Annotated in this window: 4 protein-coding genes; 3 read left to right on the forward strand and 1 reads right to left on the reverse strand. The window is 52.7% G+C overall.

Translation table 11 applies throughout. From position 1 onward, the window contains the following. The first annotated feature begins 163 nt into the window (after nucleotides 1-163). From ACMLHG_RS13875 to ACMLHG_RS13885, 3 genes are all read left to right on the forward strand, one after another. On the forward strand, nucleotides 164-1,987 hold the full coding sequence (locus ACMLHG_RS13875; RefSeq protein WP_417170874.1) for a hypothetical protein: 1,824 nt from the start codon (nucleotides 164-166) through the stop codon (nucleotides 1,985-1,987). 265 nt (nucleotides 1,988-2,252) lie between these two features. After that, entirely contained in the window at nucleotides 2,253-3,029 is a 777-nt protein-coding gene (locus ACMLHG_RS13880; RefSeq protein ID WP_417170875.1) for a prepilin-type N-terminal cleavage/methylation domain-containing protein, read from the forward strand. A 299-nt stretch (nucleotides 3,030-3,328) separates the two neighbouring features. Then, entirely contained in the window at nucleotides 3,329-6,103 is a 2,775-nt protein-coding gene (locus ACMLHG_RS13885) for a hypothetical protein (protein ID WP_417170876.1), read from the forward strand. 85 nt (nucleotides 6,104-6,188) lie between these two features. On the opposite strand, the gene fucO is transcribed toward ACMLHG_RS13885, so the two are convergent. After that, nucleotides 6,189-7,343 (reverse strand): lactaldehyde reductase, encoded by a 1,155-nt coding sequence (gene fucO / locus ACMLHG_RS13890; RefSeq protein ID WP_417170877.1) that lies wholly within the window; start codon nucleotides 7,341-7,343, stop codon nucleotides 6,189-6,191. Nucleotides 7,344-7,948 lie beyond the last annotated feature (605 nt).

Raw genomic sequence — 7,948 nt, forward strand, 5'->3', positions numbered from 1 at the left:
GCATATATTTAGAAAAAAGACAAGATTGATTTTTTAATTTTTCCGGGAGAGCGAAAGCATCTTCAAGGGAAATAAAATGTGATCTGGTAAGCTGTGTTCCGGGAGGAAACGGCAAGCCAGATAACAACAGCAGAAAGAAGAAGGGACCTTCAGGAGTTTAAAAATGGAAAATACGATGTTGCTCTACCGCCTTCCATACGGAAAATTTCTGCATACGGAGTGGAAAACGCTGGAATTTATGCGGGACGCCGGGATCAATTTGATCGAAATCTCCCCGATGAATACAGCCAATTCGTTTGGAGAGCCTTACTCCGATTATCCGCTGATCTGGAAACGGGAATATCTTTATGATTTTGACCTGCTTGATCGCCAATTCGAAGAGGTTCTCACACATCATCCTTCTGCACGGTTCATCACGACCGTTGATTTAAATTCCCCGCTCTGGCTCACGCGGAAACTCTCGATGGATTCCTTTTACAATCTGAGCGACTGCTTTCATCATAAACTGTGGATGGAGTTGACGATGCGCTATCTGGATGCGTTTCTCAACCACTGTGAAACCCGCTGGGGAGACCGGGTGGAAGGGTATGTGATTGCCTGTGGACGTACGTTGGAATGGATTGAACATGCAAATGAAAAACTGACGACTCAGAAAGTTCTTCACTTTCAGGAGTGGTGTAAGGCATACGCCCCCCGGCAGTATCTTCCGCCCGTGATTTATCCAGGGATGCCTCACCGTTACGATGCCGTCTACGATCCGGACACGGAGGCGGCTTTCCCGGCCTGGCTCCGTTATGTGAACGCATCGACAGCAAATTTGGCGATTGAATTTGTCACTGCAACCCGTTCCCGGATTCGAAAGGAGGCACGGATCGGCATGTTTTACTCGCATATCCGCAACAGTGGAATTCACGGCCATCTGGATTGCGAACGGGTTCTCGATACGGCTCCGCCGGATTTCGTGATCGGCGCGGCCTGTAACCGTCCGTTCGCCATCGGCGGCAATTCCGGTTATATCGGAGTGACGGAGATGTTGCGTCGCAGAAAGATCAATTTTCTGTTCGAATGCGATCGCATTACCAGTGATGCCAATCTGAAACTCACCGATTATTTCACGCTTTCCGGGGGAATCTGGAACGGTTGGAAAAATCCGCAGGAGGATGTCGCGGGACTCAAGCGGGAAATTGGAATGTGCCTGGTCAACCGGCTCTCTTTCTGGTTCTTCAATATCTGGGGCGGAATGTATCGAGCTCAGGAAACCCGCGCCATGATCCGGCGCGCTGTTGAGGTGTGGAATGAGTATGCCGCCCGTTCCACCGGTTCCGCTGCGCAGATTCTGCTTGTGATCGATCCGGAGAGCAATTATCAGCTTCACAGCAAAGCGCAGATGGACCGTTTCGGTGAACTTGAAACCCGTATTTCCGCCGCCGGGTTGCCGGCGGACACTGCGACCTGGGAGGATTTGAAACATGTCGATCTCTCCCGTTACCGGCTGGTGATCTTTCTGAATCTGGTTGTGGTGGATGATACAAAAATTGCATTGCTTCGGGAGAAACTCTGCTGTGCTGGAAGAACTGTGGTGTTTCTCCATCAGGCGGGGATTATCCGCAATGGAACGTATGCGCCGGAGAATGTCGAGCGTTTTACTGGATTTCCGGAATCGCTTCCCGGTATTCACATTCGAAAGCAGGAGGACTGGACGGAGGTCTATGCACCGAAAGCCAACGATCTCTCGGAAGAGGAGATCCGCCGGTTGGCCGAACAGGCTGGGGTGCATATCTATGTGCGGGATGCTGCGTTTCATGCGTCTGCGGAATTGCTGTCGATTCACTGCGGAACCGGAGGGGTCCGGGAGATCCGGCTTCCATTCCGGGCTAAAAGGGTTACTGAAATCTTCGACAACCGGGTCGTTGCACAGGATGCGGATTCCTTCATGGATTCGTTTGACACACCGGGAACGAACCTCTATTTTCTGGAAAGAGATTGAGTCCTGCATTTGTGAGTTAGAGAGTGTTCCCCTGCCATTTGGTCGGGGATGGCGGGGGGGGCGGAATCTGTGCTTGGCACAACGAGAAAACACACCGGCGCGTGAAGTGCCATATAGAGAACAGGAGGGCAGAAAAGGCTGCAGAAACGGCAGGAAGATGCGGAACTGCCCGGCCTGAGTATTTGGAAAATTCAGTATCTTTCACCATAAGCAACAACCGGATGCAATCTACAAGAAACTCCGGGTAAAAAAAAGGAGCAGGCCGATGAAAACATTTGGAAAATTTACTTTGATCGAACTCCTGATCGTGATCGCTATCATTGCGATTCTGGCTGCGATGCTGTTGCCGGCTTTGAATCAGGCGAGGGCCAAGGCACGTGGAATCAGTTGCGTGAGCAACCTCAAACAGTGTGGTCTCTACTTCGAAAGCTACGCCATGGATTACGACGACTACATTCCACCGGCGCTCTCTCCCGCAGGCGATGGCTCTTCCGACTCCGGAACTGCATGGAACGCCAAATACTCCTGGGCAACCATGCTTTATCTGACCAGCAATGACATTGATTTTTCGTCACAGGAAGCGATCGCCAAAGCAATCCGGTTGTTCTGCTGCCCCTCCAAACCGTTCATTAAAGGGAATGGAGCCAGCGGAGCGGAAAGGCAGGTATACGGTATGAATCCAATGCTGGGAACGGATTGGGCTGTCCGGATTCTCTATAAGCGTTCAGCCATCCGGCAGAAAATCGCCGCTTCTTCCCGCGATGCTCTCGGTAATTGGAAGGGGCGGGGGAATGTCGCATCGACGATCCTGGTGGTCGACAGTCTCTATGCCGGACCGTCAGCGACCGGAGGCTCTGTCGGTAAAATCATGAACTGCTATGTCGGTGCAGATACCGGCAAAATCGCCCTGATGCATAACAACCGTGCCAACATGCTCACACTTGACGGCAGCGTCCATACGATGGGAGCAAACGATCTGATCGTCAAAGCGGATGTCTGGAGTGGTTCGATCTACACAGCCGACGGCCAGATGGTACGTTAATGGAGGAGTTACCCGTGAAGTTTCGATTGATCATTATTTTGTTCGGTTTTATCGGGGCGTTGAGTGCTGTGGCCGCGCCCTCTGCGAATTTGCTTCAGAACGGCGATTTCTCCCAGGGAATGAAGTTCTGGACGACTACCGGAGTGAAAGCCCGGATTCAGGATGGCGGCTGTCTTCTGCAGATTCCGGAAGCTGGTTTGCAAAACTCTTCGTTGATGAGTCATGAACTCTCTCTGGCTGCAGGCGGACCTTATCGGCTCTCATTCCAGCTAGAAACTGAACGTGGCGGAGTTATGCGGGTGATCTATCAGAATACAGTTCCCGGGCACAGTTCTCTCGGGCTGGTCAAGGAATGGAAGTTGACATCGGGCATTCACACGCTGGATGCGGTCTTTCATGCGACGACGAATGATCTTCGCAAAGGGATGACCTTCAATTTCAGTCGGTTGCCGGGGCGTGTCCACATTTCCGCGATCCATCTTGTCGATTGCTCGCAGATGCGGATTTCACCCGTGCTTTCGCCGGAATGGCAGATTTTCTGCGGCGTGGAACCGTCGAACTGTTTCAACCGAATCCCGGAGGAGATCTCCGGCAAGAAGCGTATTTCTCGGAAAATGCATAATGGCACGATCAATCTCCGCGACGCGGCACCGACTGAATTTCGACCCGGAAAATCCGTTGCAGTGCTCTACAACCGGTTTACATCGGACCGGGCAGGGGTTGTGCGGCTCGGTTTTTCGGCGAACTGGTTCTTTGATATCTACCTAAACGGCCGTCTCGTAACTTCCGGAATCGGCTGCCGACCGCTTTCGTTCGAAAACAATGTCGAAGATCTCTTTGTGGAAAAGGGGGAAAACCTTCTGGTCGCGGTCGTTCGCGCCGGTTCGCGCGGATGGCAGTTTTTCTGCGGTATTCCCCGGGAGCCGATCCGTTTCCGGGCGGGGGATGTCTGGAAGCCCTATCAGTTGACCAGCTCCATCGTAAAACCGGGAAGCGCACTGGATCTTGGTGCCGGCGCCGAAGCTCCGGCCGGCCGGTACGGTCGGCTCACCATTTCGAAAAAGGGCGAACTGGTTTTTGAGAAGCGTCCGGAAAAACCGGTACGTCTGCTGGGATTCAATGGAGAAGTAAACCTCTTTAATACAAAGGACGATACCGAATTCCGCAACCGAGCCCGGCTTTTCGCGCAAGCGGCCCGGCGACAGGGATACCGCCTCTTCCGTGTGCATGCGCTGCTGGATTACTGGCTCTGTTTCGGGGCGAAGGAAGATATGCAGATCAATCCGGTCTATCTCGACCGGTGGGATTTTCTGGTCTCCGAGTTGAAGAAAGAAGGAATTTATCTTCATCTGGTTCTTTTTTCCTTCGGATTGTACACGGAAGATTATTCCAGGGCCATGTCGGAGCGTACTCTGCACAAACTGATGATGTATCTGGACGGTGAGTGGGAACTGGAACATTTCCGGTTTGCAGCCGACACAATTTTCCGCCATGTAAACCCCTATACCGGCGTGGCCTGGAAGGACGAACCCGCAATCGCGTTCGTCGAATATTACAATGAACAGTCTCTGGGGCTCGGCGGCAGAATGCTGGGACTTCTGAAGCAGAACCCTGACGCGGAAAAACGCGTACTGCGCTACTACCGTACTTTTCTCGAAAAGCGATATGGAAGAGCGTTCCCGGATGTCCGGATTCCGGAGGCAGGCGGTGAGGGAGAGAATGATTTTGCTCTGTTCTGGATGGAACGCGCGGTCCGGTGTGCGGAGCGCTGTGAAAAAATCGTCAGGGAGGCCGGTTATCCCGGACTGGTGGAAAATTACAGCCATGCGCATTCTCTTGGTCACTCCGCCGCCCGCTGGAAGTGTTCCCAGGTGGTGGATGTCCACGCCTACTTCAATCATCCGAGCAACTGGACCAATCGTGGCTCCCAGGTCGCCAAGGGCAGTTCCATCGAAGCCGGAACTGCGTATTGGAGAGACAGCAATTCCACCAAGCTGGCCGGCCGCCCCTTCCTCTCGGGAGAGTTCAACCATTGCTTCTGGAATCCGTACCGTTATGAGACCGGTCTGGTGTTCGGCGGATACTCTGCTCTGCAGGGATATGGAGCGTTGGAGGTTCATGATCAACCGGTGATTCTCGATGACATTGCCGGAAGTCGAATCAGCTGTTTCAACGTTGGGGCCTCTCCTCTGCTCCGGGCGGCGCAGTTTCTGACGGCCTGTCTGTTTCAGCGGGGGGATGTGCGAACCTCGCCGAACCTGGTTTCCGTGATTGTTCCGCGCGATTTTCTCGAACGGGATGCCAATGCGGAGCAGGCAGTTTCCTCCCGGCAGGCCAGCCTGGGACTGCTCACCGGTTACGGGCTGTGCTTCCCGGAGGAACCGGCGGCTCCCGGGTGTGTTTCGCGTCCGGAGGCAACGCTCTCATTTCCGATTTCGGGGAGCTCTGCGATTCGTTCTCACGACTGGTTTTCCGAGGTGATCGAGTCGAAGGACGGCAACTTCTCTCTGAACGCCGCCGTAACTGCAATGAAACAGCGCGGCATTCTCTCGCCGCAGAATATCAGCGCACCGGAGCATGGTGTATTTCAGTCTGATACGGAAGAAATTACACTGCGCACCCGCGAGAAGAAGCTGACGATTCAGACTTCACGTACAGAAGGGGTCTGCCTGACGGCGGGCAACCGGGAGGAGTTGCGTTCGTTTTCAGTTGAACGGATTTCAAGCAGCGGATGCGTGGCACTCTGCTCGATTGACGGGAAGGAGCTTGCGGAAAGTACGCGGATGGTACTTCTGTACATGACAGAGGAGGCGAACACCGACATGGAGCTGGGCCCCGATCACGTCACTCTCCGCGAACTCGGTACGGTTCCGGTACTCTGTCGTGCCGGGAAACTGGAACTTTCTCTGCGACGTCCCGGCTCCTGGAAACTGTATGCGTTGGGAGTGGACGGCTGTCGCCGAGACGAGATTCCCGTGCAGGCGACCGGGAATTGTCAGACGATCCGGATCGACACCGGAACGTTGTCGTCAGGTCCGACACCGTTCTTCGAACTGATTGCAGATCCGCAGTAATGGTTTCAACAGCAAAGGGGGCTGTCGCATATCTTATGAAATTTTGCGACAGCCCCCTCGTTCTTAAGCAGATCAGTATGATGTCTCAGAAGGCATTCCGGTAAATGTCGAGGATCTCCGCAACACTTGTATCACGCGGGTTTCCTCCCGTGCAGACATCGGCGAACGACATCTCCGCCAGCGCCGGCAGGTCCTCTTCTTTTACCGAGGGCAGTTCACGCATCTTCTGCGGGATCCCGACATCGACAGAGAGTTTGCGAACCGCGTCGACCGCCGCTTTGCGCGCCTCTTCGATGCTCATGGCATCGACGTTCGCGACTCCCATCGCCCGTGCGATTTCGCGATACTTCTCACCGGTGGCCGGCGCATTGTACTCCATGACGTAGGGAAGCAGCACCGCATTGGCAATGCCGTGCGGCGTATTGTAGAACCCGCCGAGAGAGTGCGCCATCGAGTGGACGATTCCGAGGCCGACATTCGAGAATCCCATACCGGCAATATATTGCCCGAGCGCCATGCCGTCGCGCCCTTCCGGAGTGTTGTTCACGGCGCCGCGCAGCGAGCGGGAGATGATTTCGATGGCCTTGAGGTGCATCATGTCCGTCAATTCCCAGGCGGCCTTGGTGATATATCCTTCGATCGCGTGGGTCAGCGCATCCATGCCGGTTGCTGCGGTCAGGCCCTTTGGCATCGAAGACATCATCTCCGGATCGATGACCGCGATCACCGGAATATCGTGCGGATCGACACAGACAAATTTGCGTTTTTTCTGCTCATCGGTGATGACATAGTTGATCGTCACTTCGGCGGCAGTTCCGGCCGTGGTCGGAATCGCGATAATCGGAACACACGGCTTGGACGTCGCGGCACAACCCTCGAGCGAAACCACATCGGCAAACTCCGGATTGTTGATGATGATACCGATCGCTTTTGAGGTGTCAGTCGGCGAACCGCCGCCAATCGCGATGAGGTAATCGGCGCCGGCGGATTTAAAAGCCGCGACACCCTTTTTTACGACATCAACGGAAGGATTTGCTTTCACCTCGCTGAAAATTTCATAGGCGAGGTTCGCCTTGTCAAGCAGAGAGGTGACTTTGTCTGCGACATGAAATTTTATGAGATCCTTGTCCGTCACGACAAGCGCCTTGCGGAATCCGCGCCCCTTAATTTCATCAACAATAGCGGAAATGGCTCCCGGGCCAAAATAGGAGGTTTGATTCAGAATCATACGATTTGGCATTTGATGGAACTCCTTATTTATCAGTTGGCAGGCTTGAATGATCGCATAATCTTGATTTCAAATAATATTTAATAAAAATAGCACAAGATTCCTGACTTTCAAGTCATCGATAAATTATTTGCAGAGAAAGCGGATGATGTTTACCGCAACTTGGATTCATATCGGTTGTACATTATGGAAAAGTCTACAGCTTCGAGCGGCTCCAGGCGATTCTGCGAGGTCTGTACATATCAGCCGGTTGTTCTCTTTTTTCTTTCGAGCATAAGAAATATCGTAGTACCCGATATTTTGTGCAAGCCAGTTTCTCTTTTTAGGTTAAAGTTTGATCACGATATTCAATCAGAAAACAAGCTCTTTTCAAATGCCTTCTCTCAAATTGTGCGCAATTTTCCGGATGTTATTTTCGATTCTACTCTCATTTGGCAGGAAACTTCAAATTTTAATAGTCGATTTACCTCTACCAAATAAGTTATTCCCTAATAATCAAACCAGATTCTGTTTCCAAAGACATCGCAGAAAAGGTGATTTTTACCCTTATATCGATTCTCACCTTTCCGGCAATAACAACAATATTATCAGCACTATCTTTCGATGCAAAGCTATGA

The organism is Victivallis sp., from assembly GCF_048170485.1.
In the GTDB taxonomy this organism is placed as follows: Bacteria; Verrucomicrobiota; Lentisphaeria; order Victivallales; family Victivallaceae; genus Victivallis.